The 19,448-nt window shown below is 60.4% G+C and carries 15 protein-coding genes and 1 pseudogene; 4 read left to right on the forward strand and 12 right to left on the reverse strand.

Annotated elements, in window-relative coordinates:
• Positions 1-6: 6 nt before the first annotated feature.
• The 12 genes from HS101_06200 to HS101_06255 all read right to left on the reverse strand — a co-directional run bounded on the left by HS101_06200 (position 7) and on the right by HS101_06255 (position 13,036).
• Positions 7-1,440, reverse strand: coding sequence for a FliI/YscN family ATPase (locus tag HS101_06200; protein ID MBE7505864.1), 1,434 nt, complete (start codon positions 1,438-1,440; stop codon positions 7-9).
• The gene (locus HS101_06205) at positions 1,437-2,183 is read right to left on the reverse strand and encodes a hypothetical protein (protein ID MBE7505865.1); all 747 of its coding nucleotides are present in this window, start codon (positions 2,181-2,183) and stop codon (positions 1,437-1,439) included. The genes HS101_06200 and HS101_06205 overlap by 4 nt, the downstream gene beginning before the upstream one ends.
• Entirely contained in the window at positions 2,180-3,217 is a 1,038-nt protein-coding gene (gene fliG, locus HS101_06210) for a flagellar motor switch protein FliG (protein MBE7505866.1), read from the reverse strand. The genes HS101_06205 and fliG overlap by 4 nt, the downstream gene beginning before the upstream one ends.
• 12 nt (positions 3,218-3,229) lie before the next feature.
• Positions 3,230-4,897 (reverse strand): hypothetical protein, encoded by a 1,668-nt coding sequence (locus HS101_06215; GenBank protein MBE7505867.1) that lies wholly within the window; start codon positions 4,895-4,897, stop codon positions 3,230-3,232.
• Between the two features lie 138 nt (positions 4,898-5,035).
• On the reverse strand, positions 5,036-5,350 hold the full coding sequence (gene fliE, locus HS101_06220; GenBank protein ID MBE7505868.1) for a flagellar hook-basal body complex protein FliE: 315 nt from the start codon (positions 5,348-5,350) through the stop codon (positions 5,036-5,038).
• Between the two features lie 47 nt (positions 5,351-5,397).
• Positions 5,398-5,799 carry a flagellar basal body rod protein FlgC gene (flgC, locus tag HS101_06225; GenBank protein ID MBE7505869.1) on the reverse strand — a complete coding sequence of 134 codons (402 nt, stop codon included), beginning with the start codon at positions 5,797-5,799 and terminating at the stop codon, positions 5,398-5,400.
• Positions 5,800-5,830: 31 nt separating this feature from the next.
• The gene (gene flgB, locus HS101_06230; GenBank protein MBE7505870.1) at positions 5,831-6,265 is read right to left on the reverse strand and encodes a flagellar basal body rod protein FlgB; all 435 of its coding nucleotides are present in this window, start codon (positions 6,263-6,265) and stop codon (positions 5,831-5,833) included.
• Positions 6,266-6,446: 181 nt separating this feature from the next.
• Positions 6,447-7,847, reverse strand: a complete 1,401-nt coding sequence (locus HS101_06235) for a sigma-54-dependent Fis family transcriptional regulator (protein MBE7505871.1) — start codon at positions 7,845-7,847, stop codon at positions 6,447-6,449.
• A gap of 129 nt (positions 7,848-7,976) precedes the next feature.
• The gene (locus HS101_06240; GenBank protein ID MBE7505872.1) at positions 7,977-8,846 is read right to left on the reverse strand and encodes a hypothetical protein; all 870 of its coding nucleotides are present in this window, start codon (positions 8,844-8,846) and stop codon (positions 7,977-7,979) included.
• A complete protein-coding gene (locus HS101_06245; protein MBE7505873.1) occupies positions 8,843-9,304 on the reverse strand; it encodes a hypothetical protein in 462 nt (153 codons plus the stop codon). Before HS101_06245 ends, HS101_06240 begins: the two co-directional genes overlap by 4 nt.
• Positions 9,305-9,318: 14 nt before the next feature.
• On the reverse strand, positions 9,319-11,697 hold the full coding sequence (locus HS101_06250; GenBank protein ID MBE7505874.1) for a tetratricopeptide repeat protein: 2,379 nt from the start codon (positions 11,695-11,697) through the stop codon (positions 9,319-9,321).
• Positions 11,698-11,986: 289 nt separating this feature from the next.
• Complete coding sequence (locus HS101_06255) at positions 11,987-13,036, reverse strand: YegS/Rv2252/BmrU family lipid kinase (protein ID MBE7505875.1); 1,050 nt, start codon at positions 13,034-13,036, stop codon at positions 11,987-11,989.
• Positions 13,037-13,455: 419 nt separating this feature from the next.
• On the opposite strand from HS101_06255, the pseudogene HS101_06260 reads away from it, so the two are divergent.
• From HS101_06260 to HS101_06275, 4 genes and pseudogenes are all read left to right on the forward strand, one after another.
• Positions 13,456-13,743 (forward strand): annotated as a pseudogene (locus tag HS101_06260) (hypothetical protein).
• Positions 13,744-15,307: 1,564 nt separating this feature from the next.
• On the forward strand, positions 15,308-16,060 hold the full coding sequence (gene lptB, locus HS101_06265) for an LPS export ABC transporter ATP-binding protein (GenBank protein ID MBE7505876.1): 753 nt from the start codon (positions 15,308-15,310) through the stop codon (positions 16,058-16,060).
• A 971-nt stretch (positions 16,061-17,031) separates the two neighbouring features.
• Positions 17,032-17,859 carry a protein kinase gene (locus HS101_06270; GenBank protein MBE7505877.1) on the forward strand — a complete coding sequence of 276 codons (828 nt, stop codon included), beginning with the start codon at positions 17,032-17,034 and terminating at the stop codon, positions 17,857-17,859.
• Between the two features lie 69 nt (positions 17,860-17,928).
• Complete coding sequence (locus HS101_06275; protein MBE7505878.1) at positions 17,929-19,413, forward strand: hypothetical protein; 1,485 nt, start codon at positions 17,929-17,931, stop codon at positions 19,411-19,413.
• The last annotated feature ends 35 nt before the right edge of the window (positions 19,414-19,448 follow it).

Consider the following 19,448-nt stretch of genomic DNA (forward strand, 5'->3'; position numbering starts at 1 on the left):
CCTCTCTTAAGCGCCGACCCTTGCTGCGGCCTGCGCAGCAGGCTGGCCCGCCGAGCGCTGACGCCCCGTCGTTGTGGCAGCCGGAGCCGAGCGAGCCGGCTGGGCGACGCTCGCCTCAGCCTGTTGAATATCCTTTGCCAGTTTCAAGAGCGCCTCTTTTGAGCCTTCAAAACTCGCCTCTTCCTCGACCGGCTGCGACAAGAACTTTTCGACGGCCGGCCTCATCCGAATCGTCACGTCGTATTCTGGGTTCGTGCCCATCGCATAGGCGCCGATGTTCACCAGGTCCTCGATCTCCGACCACACTGCCAGCAATCGTCGAACGCGATCCGCCGCCGCGCGATGCTCCGCGCTCACCAGGTCCGGCATGACGCGGCTGATGCTGTCCAGAACACTGACCGCCGGATACTGCCCGCGCGATGCCAACCGCCGCGACAGCCACACGTGCCCATCGAGGATTCCGCGGACCGCGTCGGCGATCGGATCATTCTGGTCGTCTCCCTCCACCAATACGGTGTAGAGCCCTGTGATCGATCCCTGCGCCGTCCGGCCGCAGCGCTCCATCAGCTTCGGCATGGCTGCGAAGACGCTCGGCGGGTAGCCCTTGGTTGCCGGCGGCTCACCGGCGGCAAGCCCGATCTGCCGCGCGGCCATGGCCATGCGCGTCACCGAGTCCATGAGGAGCAAGACCGATGCCCCCTGATCTCGAAAGAACTCCGCGACCGCCATCGCCGCGTAACAGGCGCGCATCCGCAGCGGCGGCGAATGGTCTGACGTGCTGACAACTACGACGGAGCGCCTGCGCCCTTCAGGCCCAAGGTCCTTCACCAGGAAATCCTGAACCTCGCGGCCGCGCTCACCCACCATTGCGATGACCGTAACGTCGGCGGATGTATAGCGGGCCATCATGCCCAGCAGGACACTCTTGCCCACTCCGGTGCCGGCGAAGACACCCAGGCGCTGGCCTCCGCCGACGCTCAGCAGGCTGTTGATGCTTCGAATACCAACGGACAGCGGCGCGTCGATGCGCGAGCGAGACATTGCCTCCGGCGCCGAGCGGTGAAGCGGGTAATGCGTGTCCGACTCAATCGGTAGACTTTCACCTTCACCGGCCAGGCGGCCCATCCCGTCGATGACCTTTCCGAGCAGACTATGCCCCACTGCAATTCGCTGCGATGTGCTGACCAGTCGAATGCTTTGCCCTTTTCTGAGCCCCTCGTGGGTGTTGATCGGCATGAGCAGCGTTGAATGATCTTTGAAGCCTATGACTTCCGCCGTGACGCGCTGGTGCGATCCGATCGTCACCTCGCAGGTGGACCCCAATGGAACCGGCAGACCAACGGCCTGAAGCGTCATTCCCGCGAAGGAAGTGATGCGGCCCGTGACGCCGAGACACGGTGTTGATCGGGCGACGGTGAGCTGATCGGCAAGCAGGCTCATGGTGTCTTTTTCCAGCCTTCGAGACGTGCGCGCCAACCGGAGATGAGTTCGTCCGCGATTCGTTCGATTCTGCCGACGACGGTGGCATCTACCACGCTGTTGGACGTCGCTACCACGACGCCGCCCCGGCCGACCGATTCGTCCGCCGTCAACTGCACGCCGCGAGCCGACCTGACACTGTCCGCGAGTTCGGCCGCCAGTTCACTGACCGCTGCCGCGTCCTGCGGGTGGACGCGAATGACCGCCTCGGTGGATTCGGAGATCAGTTGAAGCGCCTCGGTGCATGCCTCCCGGGCCATTTCGATCGCGGCTTCGTCAATGTGCGACAACTTGTGGCAGATGCGCCCCGCGATGGCCACCGCAAGGACCACTGCGTCCCGCCGCGCCGCGCTGAGCATTCTCTCGCGATCCGCGGAAAAAGAACGAACGGTCTCCTTCAACGCGCTTACCAATGAGGCCTCATCTGACTTCAATCGTTTGCGAGCCTCTTCCAATGCCTCCCGCAGACCCTCATCCCGGCCTTGTTTTTGCCCAGTCGTTTTTCCTTCCTCAAAACCCTCTCGTCGAGCTGCCTCGTGCAACTTTGCGGCTTCGGATCGGGCATTGGCGAGAATCTTCGCCGCCTCTTCGCGCGCCGCGGCGAGGACGTTTTCTGCCTTTGCAGCGATGTCGCGCAACTCGAGCCCGGAACTGCCCAGCGACATGAAGCGCTCGCTGCCAGGCTTGATGATGGCTCGACTCATACGATGAGTTCCTTCTCTCCGCCGCGGCCGGAAATGATGATTTCGCCGGAATCCTCAAGCCGCCTGACGACGTCCACGATGCGCTGTTGAGCCATCTCCACGTCGGAGAGCCGCACCGGACCCATGTATTCCATTTCCTCTCTGATCATCTGCGCGGCGCGATCGGACATGTTGGAGAAGATCTTCTGCTTGAGCTCATCCGTCGCCGTTCGCAGCGCCAGCACTAGATCGCTCGTCTCGATCTCCTTCAGGACCGACTGGATTCCCTTGTCGTTCACCAGCAGGACGTCCTCGAAGACGAACATCAGCCGGCGAATCTGCGCCACGAGGTCGGGGTCATCCTCACCTAATGCTTCGAGGATTCCTTTCTCTGTCGAGCGGTCCGTCAGGTTGAGAATCTCCGCGACCGAGTTCACGCCGCCCACCCGCTGGAGACGATCGGTCATGAGTCCGCTGAGGCGGTGCTCGAGACCCCTCTCCACTTCCTTGATCACTTCGGGGCTGGTCTGCTCCATGCGGGAGATGCGACTGACCACCTCGATCTGCTTTTCCGGAGGCAATCCTCCCAGGATTTCACTCGCCTTGCTCGCCGTCAGGTGCGCCAGAATGAGCGCGATTGTCTGCGGATGTTCATCCTGAATGAATGTCAACAGGTTCTCTGTCTCCGCCTTGTGCAGAAACGTGAACGGCTTCGAGTAGAACTGGTGCTCAATCTGACGCATGATGCGTTCCGCTTCATCCTTGGACAGCGATTGTGTAAGAAGCATCTTTGCGTAGTTCAGCCCGCCCGCTTCGGTATATGACCGGGCAAGGGCGAGATTGTGAAACTCCTTGATGACCTCTTGGCGGACCCGCTCTTCGACGCCGCGCAGACTGGCCACTTCCCGGGTAATGGCCTCGATGCTGTCGGAGTCCAGTTGCCGGAGAATTGCGGACGAGGATTCCTTTTCCAGGGTCACGATCAGGATCGCAACTTTGCGCAGACCGGTCAGGATCTCATCTGATTTTCCTGCCGACTTTGTTGCTGCCGCCATCGATGCGCTCTCTCAGTTCGATTCACCCATCCACTGCTGTACGACGCCAGCAGCCACCGTCGCGTCGTCCTTCACAAGCTGGCCGATCTGCTTGACGATCTGCTGCGTGCGTACGGTCTCCTCGTCCACTTCGTGGCCGACGAGCACGCCCTGCATCTCCTGCACTTCTCCCACTGCCATCGACCCGCCCGAAAGCGTCTCCAGCGGTCCGTCCTCGCCCACGGTGAATGAAGTGCCGCCGCTGCGGGCGCCCGCCGTCGCAAGGGCGATCGGCGGAACAAGTCCCGCCTGCGCTTTCTTGGCAATACGGAGCATGAAGACAAGACTGACCACGGCGAGCAACCCGAGCACGGCCTTAACGCCATTTTCCTTCGCCATCGCCATGAAGCCATCGCTGGCCGCCGCAGCAGCCTCCGTCTGCGTCGTCGCGGGCAGATCGGAGTACCAATCCACTGCGACCTGATCGTCGGCCTGAGCGTCGATCAGGGGCTTCACCAGTGCCTTGATCCGCGGCAGCTCGGCCTGCGAAATCTTCTCAATTGCCGCGTTGTTGGCCTGACCCAGTTCCACGCCTTGCGACGCGGCGACGCGCTCCAGAAAACTTCGCGGAACGCTCACCGATGCGGAGAGTCGCTCAACGGATCCGCGCAGCTCATCCACGACCGTCATCTTGACGTCGCGCTTTTCGCTGTAAGTGGTCTCCGATTGTTCCTTCGTGCTGTTGCTTCCCGATTGCCCATCGGTCAGGCCCACGCGCGTGTTCGGGCGAACCGCCGGCTCCGCGGCGCGGGAGCCACCGGTCATCTCCTCCGTTGTAGCGGATTCACGCTGGACAACCGGCACACCGTATTCTTCTTTCTGGGATTTCTGAGTCGCGGTTCGCAGCTTCGCATGTACGTTGACCACGACGCCTTCAATATGGCGAAGCTGGTCGTAGATCTTTTGCATGTAATGGTCTTCGACGCGCTGCTGCTGCTCCAAGATCTCCGTCGGAATCTGGTCCGCGCCGTCCGGCGGTCGGTAGAACCGCTGCCCGTCCGTGATCTTGATGTTTGCCAATTGCAGGCCCGGCACGGCTCCGGCGACGAAATTCGAGATCGCCAGGATGCGCTGCTTATCGAGGCCCGAGGAGTCCGCCATGGTCAGCGCGACGCTCGCGCTCGAGACGGCCTCCTGCCGCGAGAATCCTCGCTTCTGCGGGACTGTGATCAGCACTCGAGCATCGCGTACGCCATCAAACTTGCGGAGCACGCCGGAAATCTCGGCCTCGAGACCGCGCGACTCCATCCAGCGAGAGCGCTCCTCACCGATGAAGACGCTGTTCTGTTTGACGAGGGATGCATAGGCGAGACTGGTATCCGCTGGAAGCGCCCCCCGCTCCGACAGTATCGCCTGGGCGCGTTGACGAAACTCGTCGTCACCCTGTATTTGCACCCGATCCCCGGCCACACGCGAGGACACACCCGCCAGACGAAGCTCCGCCTGCACGCGGGAAACCTCCTCAGCGCTGAGCGATTGATCGAGAAGCGGAATCCAGTCCGGCTCGGTCCCCCACTTGATCATCCCCCACATTCCACCGACCACGACGATGACCAGCAGCCCAATGGCGATCCGCTGCGAGATGGACATTCCCCGCATTTGCTCGCCGATTTGTCGAAATTGTGCGCTGAGAAATTCCATGGAGATGTCGATCGATCCTCGATCTATGCCGCCGCCATCCTAGCAACGGTTGCGCCTCCGGCGCACCACGCAGTCATTGCTCGTCCCATCGGCTTACGGCTACTGCCTGCCGCCGGACCTTTCCTGATCCCGGGTCTGCTATACCCGCATCTGCTTCATTTCGTTGTAGGCGTCCATCAATTTGTTGCGAATTTCCATCAGTAGATCAAAGGCGACGCCCGCCTTGCGACTGGCGCTGAAGACTTCGGCGACGTTGTCTGTTTCGCCGGTGAGCAGCTTTTGCACGCCGACGTCGGCCTCTGTCTGAAGCTGGTTCACCTTGTCGAGGCTCTCAAGCAGGTACGACTGAAAGTCCTTGCCGTCCGCGCGCGAGGGTCCATGCGTCGTCGGGCTATCTCCCAACGGCTTGATGAACGGCGTGGAACTCACATTTCCAATCGTCGGATCAGACATTCAGGCCAATCTCCACTTGTGCTGAGTTCACGACAACCAATTTCCTACTAGGCCAGGAGCCGCAGCGAGGCCGCCATCATCGATTTCGTCGCCTCCATCGCCGTCACATTCGCCTCATAGGCTCGAACCGCCACCATCGCGTTGATCATTTCGGTGGACGAGTCAATATTCGGATAAGCCACATAGCCATCCGCGTTGGCATCGGGATGGCTTGGGTCATGCACCAGCCTCGGGAGAACGTTTACATCCTCCCGAATCGCCTCCACGTGCACGCCGGCGCCGCCCTTGGCGTCACCGGGCGCCAGCAGCGCCACACGACGCAAGTACGGGCCGGGTTCGCCGTCGGCCCGTCGCGTCGTGCGCGAATTGGCAATGTTCGCCGAGATCGTGTCGATCTGCGTGCGCTGGGCGACGAGGCCCGATGTGCTGATGTCCAATAGGCCGTACATTGCCGATCCGATCCCTCAATTCCCTGGATCACTAGAGTGCCCGGCCGCGAATGGCCTTTTGCAAACCGTCGAAGTAACCCTTCAAGAGTTCCGTCGAAATCTGATGCGTCATTGCCGTCTCGGCGAGCCGGCTCATCTGCTGCTCAATCGAGGCGTTCGTTCCATCCTTAAACAATATGTTGTCAACCGGCTCCTCGCTCGGCGTCACTTGCAGGAAGCCATCCGCGCCCTGCCGAAACTCACTCGTCGATTCCAACTGTAGCGGCCCGCCGTTTTGCTGCCGGCGGGTCGACGCATCGCGCAGCGCCGCCTGAAACCCTGCCACGTCGAGCTGCTTGGCCCGATAGCCCGGCGTCGTGATGTTGGCGATGTTCGTCGCCAGCACCTTCTGCCGGGCCTCGTTAAAGGCCAGCGTCTTCTCCAGCATCGGCATCGCGCCGCCACGTGTCATTTCCGTCAGGAACACACAAACCATCCTTCACGCCGTACCGGGCGCGGTACTCTCAACATATGCAAAGCAAGCTCCATGCCACGTATCGACCAGCCGGCCGGTTACGCCAGGGCAGTTCTTATCGAAACAACGGATTCGCAATCGGCAATCTTTGCCGCGAGCAGCAAATCCTGCGCCTTTCGCCGAGCTTTATTCGTCAGCCCGCGCGTCGCGCCGCAGCCTGCTCCGCCGTGACCGCCGCCGCAGCCGCCTCTTCACGCCACTTCTTCAACTTCATCCCGAGCGTCCGAACGCCAATTCCAAGAGCCTTGGCCGTCTTCTCGCGATGACCGTTGAAGCGAACCAGCGTCTGCTCGATCAGCGAGCGCTCCATGTCTTCCATCATGTGGCCCGGGCGCATCGGTCGACCGCTTTCCTGGCCGCCGAAGTTCGTCGCCAGCCACGGCTCGATCATCGGGGCATCAAGCTGCTCCTCCTGACAGAGCACCACCGCCCGCTCGCAGATATTCTCCAACTCACGAATGTTGCCCGGCCAGTGATAGGTCTCCATCACCGACAGCGCGCGGGCACTGATCTTCCTCGCCTCGCGACCTTCGCGCCGGGCGATTCGCCGCAGGAAGTAGTCGACAAGTTCGGGGATGTCTTCGCGACGATCGCGAAGCGGGGGCAACGTCACCGGCAGGACGCTCACCCGGAAGAAAAGGTCCTCGCGGAATCGCCGGCGGGCGACCCAATCGGTCAGATCACGATTGGTCGTCACAATCACGCGAACGTCCACCATCTGGGTCATGCTGCTGCCGACGCGCTCGAAAGCCCGCTCTTGCAGTACGCGGAGCAACTTGGACTGGACGGGGACCGACACCTCGCTGATCTCGTCAAGGAGCAGCGTGCCGCCGTCGGCAAGTTCGAAGCGGCCCTTGCGAAGCTTGTCAGCACCAGTGAAGGCGCCGCGCTCGTGGCCGAACAGTTCGCTCTCGAGCAGGGTCGCCGACAATGCCGCACAGTTCACGGCCAGCATCGGCTTGCTTGCACGCTGCGACGCCGCGTGGATGGCGCGGGCCACCAGTTCCTTGCCGGTTCCGCTTTCACCCTGAATGAGCACCGTCGCATTGCTTGCGGCAACGCGCTCCACGTGGGCCCGCACCTGCTTCATGGCGCGACTCGAACCGATGAGTTCCGATTCGCCTTCGAAATCCCTGAGCGACGTGCGAAGGGCCTCGTTCTCGCCGCGAAGACGTCCCATTGAGACGGCCCGTTCGACCACCAGATTGATCGACTCCGCGTCGAATGGCTTCTGAATGTAGTCGAAGGCGCCGAGCTTCATCGCTTCTACGGCGTTCGGCACGGTTGCATATGCCGTCATCAAGACGAATGGCGTGTCCACGCCTCTGGTCCGAAGCGACCGGAGCAATTCGATACCGTCCATCGTCGGCATCTTCAGGTCGCTGACGATCGCGTCGAATCGGGTGCTGCAAATTTCCACCAGAGCTCGACCGGGCTCGCCGTGCGCCGACACTTCGTGTCCGGAAACGGTGAGAATGTCGGTCAGGGAATCACGCATGACATCCTTGTCATCAATAATGCAAATACGCGCCATCGGTGTCGCTCCATCTGCCGCGATGCTGACAAGAGCCGTCCATAGCTCTCTGCCGCGCCGCGGTCGGGTTAATTATTTCCTTACGCTCTATCTACATGAGCCGGCCCCGACCATCGGGTTCGACTCAGGTCAAACTGATTGTTCTGTCTCCTGAAGTACCGCGCCGTCCGACGACGGCAGCCAAATAACAATCCTCGCCCCACCCTCCGGCCGATTGCCGGCGCGAATCGTCCCGCCGTGCGCCTCGATAATCCGATGCACGATCGCGAGGCCCAGACCGGTCCCCGTCGATTTCGTCGTGAAGAACGGATTGAAAATCTTGTGCAGGCTCGCCTCGGGAATCCCGGGGCCGTTATCGACGACCGCGATCTCTACGCCGCCTTCCTTCTGCGTCCAACTCAATTGGACGACACCCCCCGGGCCTGCTGCCTGCAATCCGTTCATCACCAGGTTCAAAAGCACCTGGTGCAAACGATGGCGATCACAATGGATGTCCACGTCGCCGTCAGGATAGGAAAACTCACCTTTGGACTCGGCCGCCCAGGGACGCGCCGCATCATCCAGCGACAAGAGCAGGTCGCGCATCGAGCACATTTGTCGTTCCGGCCGATGCTCCTGGGCAAAATCCAGAATGTCGGATACCAGTCGCTCCAACGTTCTAACCCCGAGGCAAATCCGCGACGCCGCGGTACTCACTTTCGGATTCGACGCAAGCTCCCGCTCCAGCATTGACGCATACAGCGCAATCCCGCCCAACGGATTTCGTATTTCGTGAGCAAGCCCGGCGGCCATCTCACCCAGCGCCGCGAGCCGCTCGCTCCGGCGAAGCTCTTCGTTCTTGCGACGCAGCTCTTCCCGGAGCCGGGCCACTTCCCCATGAAGCCGCTCGTGGGCGTCCTTCAGGCGCTCCGTGACGTCGTTGTAAGCGGAGATGATCGCCGAGAGCTCCAGCTCGCGCCCACTGACTTCAGGTTTGACAAGCGTCGCTGCCGTCATCATGCCACCGAGTCCGTCAAGGACGATTTCACACCGGCGGTCGAAACGTACGCCGCATTCGTCCGCACGGCCGTCTCCGCCTTTCCGAGTAGATTGGCAACACCCTGACGACGCGCGCGTAGCGTTGCCGTGTCGCGATTGTCATTGGTGATGATCGCTCCCAGCGCGGCGTTGGACTCTTCAAGAAGCGCTGCCACCTGTCGGCGCCGGGTCTCGTCGAGGCACGAGTAAATGGTGGTCCATGACTCGCGATACGGACCCAGCCTCTCGTTCAGGGCAACGAGTTTGTCGACAAGCTCCTGTCGCTCGACCAGCAGACCCAGTAGCGGCTGGGTGTCCTCATTGAGGATCAGCGCCCTTTGTCGATCGGCCAAAAGACGCAGCCTTACATAAAGCTGACGCTGCGACTCCAGGAGTGCTATCAGCTCCGCCACTTCAACTGATGTGTCCCGCGTTTCCATCTGGTCCTTCACTCTCAATTGATCGCCGTTCTTTCGAGCCGAGCGATGAGGTTTTCCCAATAGTCCTTGGACGACATCCCCTGGTCAGGATCAAACGCGCTGGCCGGCGTCTTCTTGATCAACCATCCCAGTCTTGCCAACGCCGCACGCGCCTGTTGAAGCTCTCCCAGTCGCTGGTGGCAATTCACCACCTGCAGCATCGCCGTCAACGAGGTCGGCGTATTCTCGTATCGCCATCCGGCTTCGCTGTAGGCTGCGATCGCCTCCGGATATCTCTGGAGATCAAACAGCACGTCTCCCCGATCCAGATACCCTGAACGCAAGTACGTCAGTTGCACGTCGGAGAGAGAAGAAGCGTCCTGAGATGCCAGAAGCCTGATCACCCGGTCGTACTCTTCCGCTGCTTTTTCCAGACGGCGATCGGCCTCCCGCAGCATGCTCAGCCGAGCGAGATGACTGCTCTGCTTTTTCGCCTCGTCACTTAGTCGGGAAGCGCTGAGGCGATAGTTCTTGGCCAGCATGAAGCGAAGCCGGGGCACATCCGGATGATCGGGATAGAGGCTCAGGGCCGCTTCCAGCCGGGCAATGGCGCTTTCGACGTGGTCCGGCAGTTTCGCGGGGTCCGCGTCCGAGTAATACTGCGCGAGAAGGAGCAGCGCCTCGCGGTATTCAACAGCCTTTGGGGAAAACAACTGGTCCGGCCCGCGATCGTCCACGATGTCAACGAGCATCCGAACGCCTTCAATCGCGTCGTCGCCGCCCAGTGAAATCAGACAGTCGGCCAGGGGAACGGTCGATTCCAGCGCCGGCGGTGTCCGCGGATATTCGTCCATCACACGGCGGTAATAGCCCTTCGCTTTTTTGTATTCTCCGACTGCATGGTACGCCGCGCCCAATCGATGCAGCGCATCGGCGCGACCTGTCGCGAGGGGATACTCCTCCGTCACGCGCTTCAAGGTCTGGATCATTCGGTCGGTTTCGCCGGCGTCTCCCAAATCGGTTGCCGCCTGCTCCATCCACTTCGCCGAAGTCTGATCGTCTGAAAATGTCAGTTGGGAAAGCTCGAAGCAAACGTCCGCCGCGCGAACGAAGTACTCCTTGAATCGGCCCGACTGTTCCCCCTTGTCAGAACCCTTCTCTTGCTGCACACGCTCGCCCAATTCTCTCAGTGACGTGGCAAGGCGGGACAGATACCAGATTCGAAGGGTCGTGTCGTCGGGTTCCACCAACTGCATCGCCGTTTCAAGATAGGCGGCGGATAGCGACCAGAGCTGCTTGCGCGTCAGCTCATCGCAGGTGCGGGTCATACCCTTGCGAATGGAGCCGGCATCGATCGTCGGATGGCTCTCAATCCCCGTCACCAGGCTCTTTACTTCCCGAAATACCTGCAGGCCTTCCTCGTATCTGTCCAGAGACGCAAGGCATTCCGCACGGCCGAGCAGGCACTGATCGTGAATCGCCCCTGATTCAAACGACTTTAGAACGTCGTCGAAGTAGCCGAGCGCGGATTGTGGCCGCGCATCTTCTTTCTCCATGACCCCCAGCAAATACCCCGCCCGGGCCCACAATTCGTCGCGAATTCCCCACTCCTCGCGAAGTGACATCAACAGTTCGATTGCCTCTTCTCGCAGGCCCGCATGACGAAGCGCCAGGGCCTCACTATAGGAGACGATGGGAAGGTATTCGGTGCCGCAAAGCCTCGTCTTGGCAACGGTGATGACGTGCATGGCGGAGGCGGGATCACCCCGACGGAGCAGGTCTTGAACAGAGCGCTCAACGGCCCAGAGATAGTTGTCCGGCGAAGCGCCCTGATCGTCGAGTATTGCATCGACGTGGGCCGCAATGTCCTCCTGCGTGCCGATGTCCTGCGTCAGCATCAATTCAACCACATTGCGATGCAATCGGTCGGGACGCTCGGCTTTCAGGTCAAGCGCGCTGAGGTAAGCGGCGACGGCCGGCTTGAATTGCCCCGACCAGCGATAGGCATCTGCGACCGCGACCCAGTCCTGCCCTTTTGGCTCCGCTCCATACCGAAGCGCCTCATCTAGATTCAGTATTATTGCCTCGACGTTGCGAGGGTCATGAACCGTCATCCGCGCCTCGGCGAGGTAAATCACCTGGGCAAGTTCAAGATGCAACTCGCTCTTCTGGAGCTGTGTATGCTCCTTCTCATTCAATAGATACATCAGATAGGCGCTGGCTCGCGGCAATTCCCCCCGGGTGCGAAGCACACGCACGTTGGCGAGTTGCTCCTCGAAAGTTGACGGCCTGTAGTCGAGCGCCGCTTTCCCGATACCCCCGGCGAATACCGAGATACCCAGAATGAACAACGGAATCTGCCAGCGACCGGTCATCGCCGAAGGGGCTGATTTGCTCTTTTTCGATTTGCTCATCCTGAGCCCCGTTTTCGAGCACCGGTCTGACCGGTTATTCCCTGTCGCTTCGGGTCGATTCGCCTGATCGGCCGACATTGCCGACCCGCGATCGACAATCGGGCCGTTGACCGGCACGACCTGCCGATGAATCTGCCCGACTGCATTCGGTTGCGTGTTTATCGGCGAGTTGTGCGCTCACCGTCAAAGCGATTTTTGCGTGTTGAGGCGGCTCCTGCGCGGCCGACGCAGCTTTCAGCACTACGGCGCGCGTATGCCCTTGGGATGGGGCGGTAGCTGTCGCAGAAATTTACCTGGGCTGGTGCCAATCGGCTGCCACAAGCAACCGAACCGATCGCGGAGAGATCGAAAAGCTGGCCGGCAAGGGAGACGAAAGATCGCCATCCATCTCTACGCTCACCTCGGTCTCCGAGCGGACGGATACCCGCCGCGCCTGGCGATAAATCGCCCGCCCCCCGGTCACGTGAGAGCGGCGAAGTGCGGCCAGCGCATGCCTGACGAGCGTGAAGCGGGCGCTGCATGGAAAAACACAGAGATCCAGCAAACCGTCCGCCGAATTCGCCGAATCGAGTAATCGCAAACCGATCGCGTAGCGCGGAACGTTGCCGACGAAGACCATCCCCTCCCCCTCAAATACTGTCGCACCATCCGCCTCTACATGAACTTGTGGATGCCGGTAACTCCAGAATGTCCGCCAGATCGGCCAGAAGTAACTCGAGTGCGTGATGTGACCATTTCGTCCCGATGAGAGGAGGCGCACCACTTCCGCATCAAATCCGATGCCGGCGACTAGGAGGAAATGCTCGTCCCCCCTTTGGATCGCATCCATTTCAAATAGGACGCCGCCTTCAACGATGTCAATTAGTTGATCGGGGTTTGCCCGTATCCCCAGATACTTGGCCAGGATATTCTCCGTCCCCGAGGGAACAATGAGCAGCGGTGTCGAGGTCCCGATGACGCCGTTTGCCGCCTCACGGATGGTTCCATCACCTCCGACCACGACCACCAGCCCTTGTCTGCGTTCGGAAGCCGCCCTGGCCAGTTGTCTGGCATGTCCGGCGTGTCGCGTCAATTCAGTCCGGACCGACATCCCCGCTTCCATGAGCCGATTGCGCAATGTGGCCAGGAGACCGTGCCGCTTTGCCCGGCCGGATGAGGGGTTGGCGATGATCGTAGCTTCCAGGAATCGACTCAGCGGACGGCTCCAAATATCAAATCCGTGGCCAGGCTCGTGGCCCCGACAAACCGAAACTCCGGCCGAATCGTAGTGATTGGAGGCGGATCGGAATAGTACGAAGGCGGGTTGCTTGCCACGGACGCGTCTCCCGGAAGCGCACATTCCCGCTTGATCCGATTTTGAGGCCTACGATCCCGTCAATTGACCGATTCTGACGATCCCTCTAAAGTCAGTCGCTCTCATTCCCGGGAAGATTCAAGGCAATTCTGATGGACTCAGCACAGAACAAACCGACACGATCGCCGCAAGCCCCCGACAAGGTCGATCCAGAGGCCCCTGCCGACGCCTCAATGGCCCCACCGCGATCCGATGGGATACGCGACACCATCGAGTCCATCGTGGTCGCCTTCATACTCGCCTTCGTCTTTCGGGCTTTCATGGTGGAGGCATTCGTCATCCCCACCGGTTCAATGGCCTCGGGCCTGTACGGTCAACATGCCTACCACCGGTGTAAGCTTTGCCAATATCCCTTCGCCTATGGGCTACGGGAGGAACAGCGAGCGCTTACCCAGGACGGCAGTATGAGGTCGCAGCAGGGAACGCTCGCCCACCAATACGCCGTCCGATGTCCCAATTGCGGATACAAAGGCGAAGGAAACTCCCCCATCAACACGCCGGACAAACCCGTCGTGGGAAATGCCGGCGATCGCATCCTGGTACTGAAATGGCCGTATGACATCGGCGGCGAGTGGCTCGGCCCTCACCGGTGGGATGTCGTTGTCTTCAAGGACCCAGAGGACGGCGAAACCAACTTCATCAAGCGGCTGATCGGACTACCCGGCGAGGTCCTTCAAATCCTCGATGGCGATATCTACACCGCGCCCATCGACCAGGTCCCCGCCCCGATTGTCGAAGCGCTCTCCAAGCCCCCCCAGCCGTGGAATCCCGAATACCGCCGATTGAATCCGGCGCAATTCGAGCAGCTTGCCGCCCTCCTGCACATCCGCCGCAAGACTCCCATGGCGCAGCAGTCCCTCTGGATGATCCACCACGATCACGATTTCAAGCCCGATCCGAGCATCCCCCGCGACCCATCCTTCACGCCGCCCATGTGGGTTCCGGAACGCGAGGACTCGGGATGGAACACCGCCTCACCCCAGTTGCGGTACGTCCCCGGCAAAGAAGGTGACGATTGGCTGCTGTTGACTGGAAAGCGAATCGAGGATGATTACGGTTACAACAACGTCGGCGCCGCCTCTTCAGGCCCGCCGCCGCCCCAGCAACTCGTCGGGGACGTCCTGCTCAAATTTGTCCTTACCCCCGAATCTGCCAGCGGGGCATTCAAGCTCTATCTCAGTAAGGGATCGGACGAATTCACCTGCACCATCGACGCCGACGGGACCGTCAGGCTCTTCAAAATCGGCCTGCGCGGCGCCCTTGTCCAACTTCAGAAGAACCAGATCGATCCGATCGTCGCCGGCAAACCGCTCAGCGTTGAATTCGAGAATCTCGATTATCGCGTTGCCTTGCGCATCAACGGTGAGCGGGTCGTCGCCACGGTCGATTCGCAGTACGCCCCGGATCCCGTGAAGCTCTTCAAGGCGTTTGGCCGAAGCGATTCCGCCAACCGAGCCCTGATTCGAATAGCCTCGGATCGGATGCCGCTGCAAATCGATCACCTCGCGGTCTACCGAGATGTGTACTATCGATCCGATAGCGTTCTTGAAGAGCGAAGCGTAATGGGCAAGCAAAACCCACTGGCCCACCTGCCCGGATGGGGCACGACACTCAATCCGATTCTGCTTCGCAAGGAACCGGCCGAGTATTTCTGTATGGGAGACAACAGCCCGCAGAGCAAGGATTCTCGACTGTGGTGGGAGGTCTGTCCCATCCTTGAAAAGCGCGGCGATTATCAAAAGGGAACCGTCCCGGCCGACCTCATGATCGGCCGCGCTTTCTTCGTTTATTGGCCAAGCGGCTATCGCATTTCGAAAGACACCCCTGGCGTCATTCCCAACGTTGGGCGGATGCGCATAATCCGATGAGACAGAAACTTGCAGAATCCAGCCATGTCTGCAGAGTCAGATCACGCTTCAGAATTCAGAGGGCAAATCGACATTATCCACAATCGGACCCTTTGCGATCATCGGGGCCACCGGACGATGCGACCTTAAGCCACAAATCACAGGCCCGGCGAATCCAACGATCTCAGGGTCGGTGGTCGAACGACTTCTAAGTGACTATAAACAAATATGTTAGACTTAATTTTGCAAGGCTCCACAAACATTCCTGTCCACCGGCACAATTCCCGGTAAACTACCGAGCCGCTTCGGCTCGTTTGGCCCAAATGGAGGTCCCGCTCGCGCCGTGAACACCTTGTCCCCACTCAGTTCAGCCCAATCGGCAACGTCCCCCGGTGCACCCGGCAGGGCCCTGCTCGAAGTACGAAACATTGTGAAGGCCTACAGCGGCCGGACCGTCGTTAATCGAGTCAGCTTTACGGTCGGAAAGGGCGAAATTGTAGGGCTCCTGGGACGGAACGGGGCCGGAAAGACGACCAGCTTCCGCATGACCATGGGCATCGTAAAGCCCGATGGCGGCGAAGTCCTGTTCAACAACGAAGATATCACCCACCTGCCCATGTACAAACGGGCACAAAGGGGCGTCGGCTATCTCTCGCAGGAGAACAGCGTATTCGTCAAGCTGACCGTCGAGAAGAACCTACTGGCCATCTTCGAACTGATACGCGGCATTAGTCCCGCGGAACGGCGGCGCCGAACGCGCGAGCTGCTCGAGCAATTCGGCCTGCTTCGAAACGCAAAGCAGGAGGCACGCACCCTGTCAGGCGGAGAACGCCGCAAGCTGGAAATCGCCCGCGCACTGATCACCCAGCCCGCCATTATCCTGCTCGACGAACCCTTTAGCGGCGTCGATCCCATCGCCGTGCAGGACCTTCAACGTGAAGTTCGCCACCTCAAGAACAACATGGGGATATCGTTCCTTCTGACCGATCACAACGTCCGGCAAACCCTCGAAGTCACTGACCGCAGCTACATCATCCACGAAGGCACGGTCATCGCCGAGGGCTCGCCCCGCCAGTTGATCAACGATCAGTCGGTCCGAGAGGCATATCTCGGCTCGACGTTCCGCGGCGACGAATTCGACCATCCCCCCGCCAGCAAATAAGACTTGAGGACCTCATCCACGATCCGGATGCGTGCGGAGTCGCCCCCGCGAGAGGATCTCCGCCTGCCGGTCACTCGGTCTCGTAGCACGACGGACCCGGACAGTGCAACGTCCGCCCCGTCGATTGCCGTCCCGATCCATCAGGCCGAAGTAACCATCGCAGGTAGGTGAAGAACAAGTGGATTTTTCGCGACCAGCTTCTCGCCGGCCGTACGTGAATATGTCGCTCCGATATCATCATTCCTTTGCTCCCTCGCGAGGAGTGGGGTCTTGGGGACGCGAGGACAATGTCAGGTTCAGCACGATGCGTGCCGTCAGAGAGAAGTCGCCCTGTCGGCCTCAATCTTTGCACAGGTCCCGGCAAGCTCTGCTGCCTGGGCAATATCCCCCATCTACGGCGGGTGACTTGCGGCTCTGGTACCCGACGCCACCCCACGGGTCATCTGCCGGAAGGCGAACGGCTGACCCACTGATTCGGCCAAAAAGCCAAATTGGAGCCCTGGGTAATCATGCCTCCAAGCCCGTAAAGAGGCACATACAAAGCCCCGACTCACTCAATGTTGCTGGAAAGACACTTGGGCTGCCGTTATATTAAGGATGACTTCAGGTGAGATCGTGTTGCTGATGCTGCGGCCGGGCACTTACGAAAGCCCGCTATTTTTATTCCTTAATTCGACTCCTCCTGGCCGCGTCCGCACAGCTCACCTCTAAAATATCAGCGTACTGCCCGGCATAAGTGTTGCTCCTGCGGGCAGTTGGCATGACGGCAGGCATTAAGGCAGGGAGTGAAGTTTAGCAACCGCGTATCAGCACGGTATAAATTTGCCAGGCTGCGGTATCCGGACCGTCGTCGTTTTCGCGATCCTGTTCCGGCAAGCTGGGTTTGGCGCGCCACGCGGCATTTGCAAAAACACCTACTTTCTGACTTCCCACTGCCTTAGCGCAACATCGTTCCAGTTCGGTAGAAATGCATGAGCAAGCGGCTTGAAAGCCTGATGTTTGTCAGAGAGCTGGGGACCGGCGCCGGGACCAAAGTCGCCCTAATGCGCGACGCCAGGGACGGGACGTACTACTGCAAGAAGTACGTGTCGGCCAACGCCCCCAACTGGCATTCGCAGGTTCGCCAACTGAAGAACGAGTTCGACGTCGGCGTTTCCAATAATCATCCAGTCCTTCGCAAATCTCTGGAATACGGCATCGTCAAGCGGAAGCTCCGGGCCATCGAGGCCTACAACATCCTCCAGTTTGTCGATGGCATCCCCCTCGACAAGTTCGCGGAGACCTCCACCCCGCCCCTCATCGTGAAGATCTTCTGGCATGCCGCCGACGGTCTTCAAGATCTTCATCGCCGTGGTTTCGTCCACGCCGACCTGAAGCCACACAATATCCTTTGCGCCAAGAACGGACGGCCGACCATCATCGACTTCGGCCAGGCCTGCGCCATGTTCACCCGCAAGGAGCGCATCCAGGGCACAAAGGACTTCATCGCCAAGGAGCAGGTGGACCGACAGGCCCTCGATGCACGAACCGACGTTTTCGGACTCGGCGCAACGATGCACCGGGTATTTCTCGGCCGCTCCGTCGAGACTGAGCTCAACAGCACCAGCGTCACCAAAGGCGGGGTGAATCTGGACTTCTGGCGAAATCCGAATACCGATCAGGCCAAGCAGCTTGATCCGACCCTGCTTCGCCTGATCGAGGATTGCTGCCAGCCTGATCGAGCTGATCGTCCCGAAAACATGCAACTCGTAAAAGACAGGCTCGAGGTCTGTTTCGACCGAGTCGCCAAGACCGCCTAAAATCTCCTGCAACTGCCGTAAGCGCAATATGCCCCCAACTAGGACGATTCTCACCCCGCGAGCTTCCCCATGAATAATTCAAAACCGTTCCCAGCATTCGACATCGACATCCTCCTGCCGCCCCCTCTCAAAGCCTTCGGCCCGCTTGTGTCCGACGCTTTGAAATTCTTCCTCTCGCAACTTGGCCCAGCCCGTCTTTCCGAGATCTCGGCGATCCAGTCCGCTTTGCCGCAAAGCGCCGGACCCGCCGACAGACTCGTTGCTCTGTTTCACGTTTGCCCGACGCTTCACAAGCTGGCGCAGGTCATCGCTCGGCATCGCGGCCTCGACCCGCTCGTGCGCCAAGCCCTCACGGCTCTCGAAACCTTCCCCCCGATCACCCCGCTTGATGAGGTCCGCCGCATCATCGACGAGGACCTCACCGCTCAAGGCGTCCGTGAGGATGTGCGCATCGCCGATGCCGCCCTTGCCGAGGCAAGCGTCGCCATCGTCGTGCCGGTCACGTGGCACCGAACACCGTCGGGCCCGCCTCAGAAGGGCGTCCTCAAAGTCCTGAAGCCCGGTGTGAAAGACCGGCTTGAAGAAGAACTCAATCTCCTGGACGCCCTCGCCGACCACCTGGAAGACGTAGCTCCGCGATATGATGTCCCCGCCCTCGACCACCGAACGTCGTTTGAACACGTCAGGACACTCCTGCTCGGTGAAGTTCACTTCGCCCAGGAACAGAAGAACCTCTTCGCCGCGGGACAGCAATACGCCGCCCGACGCGACGTGTGGATTCCCCGGCTGCTTCCATTCTCCACCCCTCGTCTGACCGCCATGGAGCGGATCGACGGAGTTCGCGTGACCGATGCAACCAGCCTTCCGGCATGGAAGAAGCGTCAGTTCGCACGCACGATCGTCGACGCCATGATCGCCGATGTTGTCTTCTCGCGCGACGAGGCCATGACATTTCACGCCGATCCCCACGCGGGAAATCTCTTTGCCGCTGACGACGGCAGGCTGGCAATCCTTGACTGGAGTCTCACCGGCCGTTTGCACAAACGGGAATGCGAGACGATTGCCCGCCTTTTGATGGCGGCTCTGTTACGTGATGCCGCCGGCCTCTGCACCGCCCTTGACGCACTAGCCGTCAAGCACGCCGATCCGATTAAACTGGCGGACGTCGCCGCGCGCAGCCTGGATGAACTGCTTCGCGGTCGCCTGATCGGTCCGAACTGGATCGTCGACTTGATCGACCAGTCCGTCCTCGCGGGTGCAAGCTTCCCGGCCAATCTGCTGTTGTTCCGCAAAACCCTGATCACCCTCCAGGGGGTCGTCAGCGACGTTTGCGAGGATTCATCCCTCGATGCCATCGTCATGTCCAAGGGCATGGCGGAGTTCTGGGCCGAGCTTCCCCGCCGCGCCTGCACCTGGCCGCTCTCAACGGATTTCACCACCCACGTATCCAGCTCGCAGATCGCCAACATGATGGCCACCGCGCCGTTCGCCGTAGGGCAAGTCTGGATGCGCGCCTGGACAGACTGTCTGCGCACGTGCCTCCCGACTCGCTGACACCGCTCAACTGTCAGTTAGGATGATTCCCGCGC

The sequence above is a fragment of the Planctomycetia bacterium genome, assembly GCA_015075745.1.
GTDB lineage: Bacteria > Planctomycetota > Phycisphaerae > UBA1845 > UTPLA1 > UTPLA1.

Bases quoted from the DNA above. Each gene is read 5' to 3' on its own strand.
- HS101_06200 (MBE7505864.1), bottom strand. From the start codon at position 1,440: ATGAGCCTGCTTGCCGATCAGCTCACCGTCGCCCGATCAACACCGTGT.
- HS101_06205 (MBE7505865.1), bottom strand. From the start codon at position 2,183: ATGAGTCGAGCCATCATCAAGCCTGGCAGCGAGCGCTTCATGTCGCTG.
- fliG (MBE7505866.1), bottom strand. From the start codon at position 3,217: ATGGCGGCAGCAACAAAGTCGGCAGGAAAATCAGATGAGATCCTGACC.
- HS101_06215 (MBE7505867.1), bottom strand. From the start codon at position 4,897: ATGGAATTTCTCAGCGCACAATTTCGACAAATCGGCGAGCAAATGCGG.
- fliE (MBE7505868.1), bottom strand. From the start codon at position 5,350: ATGTCTGATCCGACGATTGGAAATGTGAGTTCCACGCCGTTCATCAAG.
- flgC (MBE7505869.1), bottom strand. From the start codon at position 5,799: ATGTACGGCCTATTGGACATCAGCACATCGGGCCTCGTCGCCCAGCGC.
- HS101_06235 (MBE7505871.1), bottom strand. From the start codon at position 7,847: ATGGCGCGTATTTGCATTATTGATGACAAGGATGTCATGCGTGATTCC.
- HS101_06240 (MBE7505872.1), bottom strand. From the start codon at position 8,846: ATGATGACGGCAGCGACGCTTGTCAAACCTGAAGTCAGTGGGCGCGAG.
- HS101_06245 (MBE7505873.1), bottom strand. From the start codon at position 9,304: ATGGAAACGCGGGACACATCAGTTGAAGTGGCGGAGCTGATAGCACTC.
- HS101_06250 (MBE7505874.1), bottom strand. From the start codon at position 11,697: ATGAGCAAATCGAAAAAGAGCAAATCAGCCCCTTCGGCGATGACCGGT.
- HS101_06255 (MBE7505875.1), bottom strand. From the start codon at position 13,036: ATGTGCGCTTCCGGGAGACGCGTCCGTGGCAAGCAACCCGCCTTCGTA.
- HS101_06270 (MBE7505877.1), top strand. From the start codon at position 17,032: ATGAGCAAGCGGCTTGAAAGCCTGATGTTTGTCAGAGAGCTGGGGACC.
- HS101_06275 (MBE7505878.1), top strand. From the start codon at position 17,929: ATGAATAATTCAAAACCGTTCCCAGCATTCGACATCGACATCCTCCTG.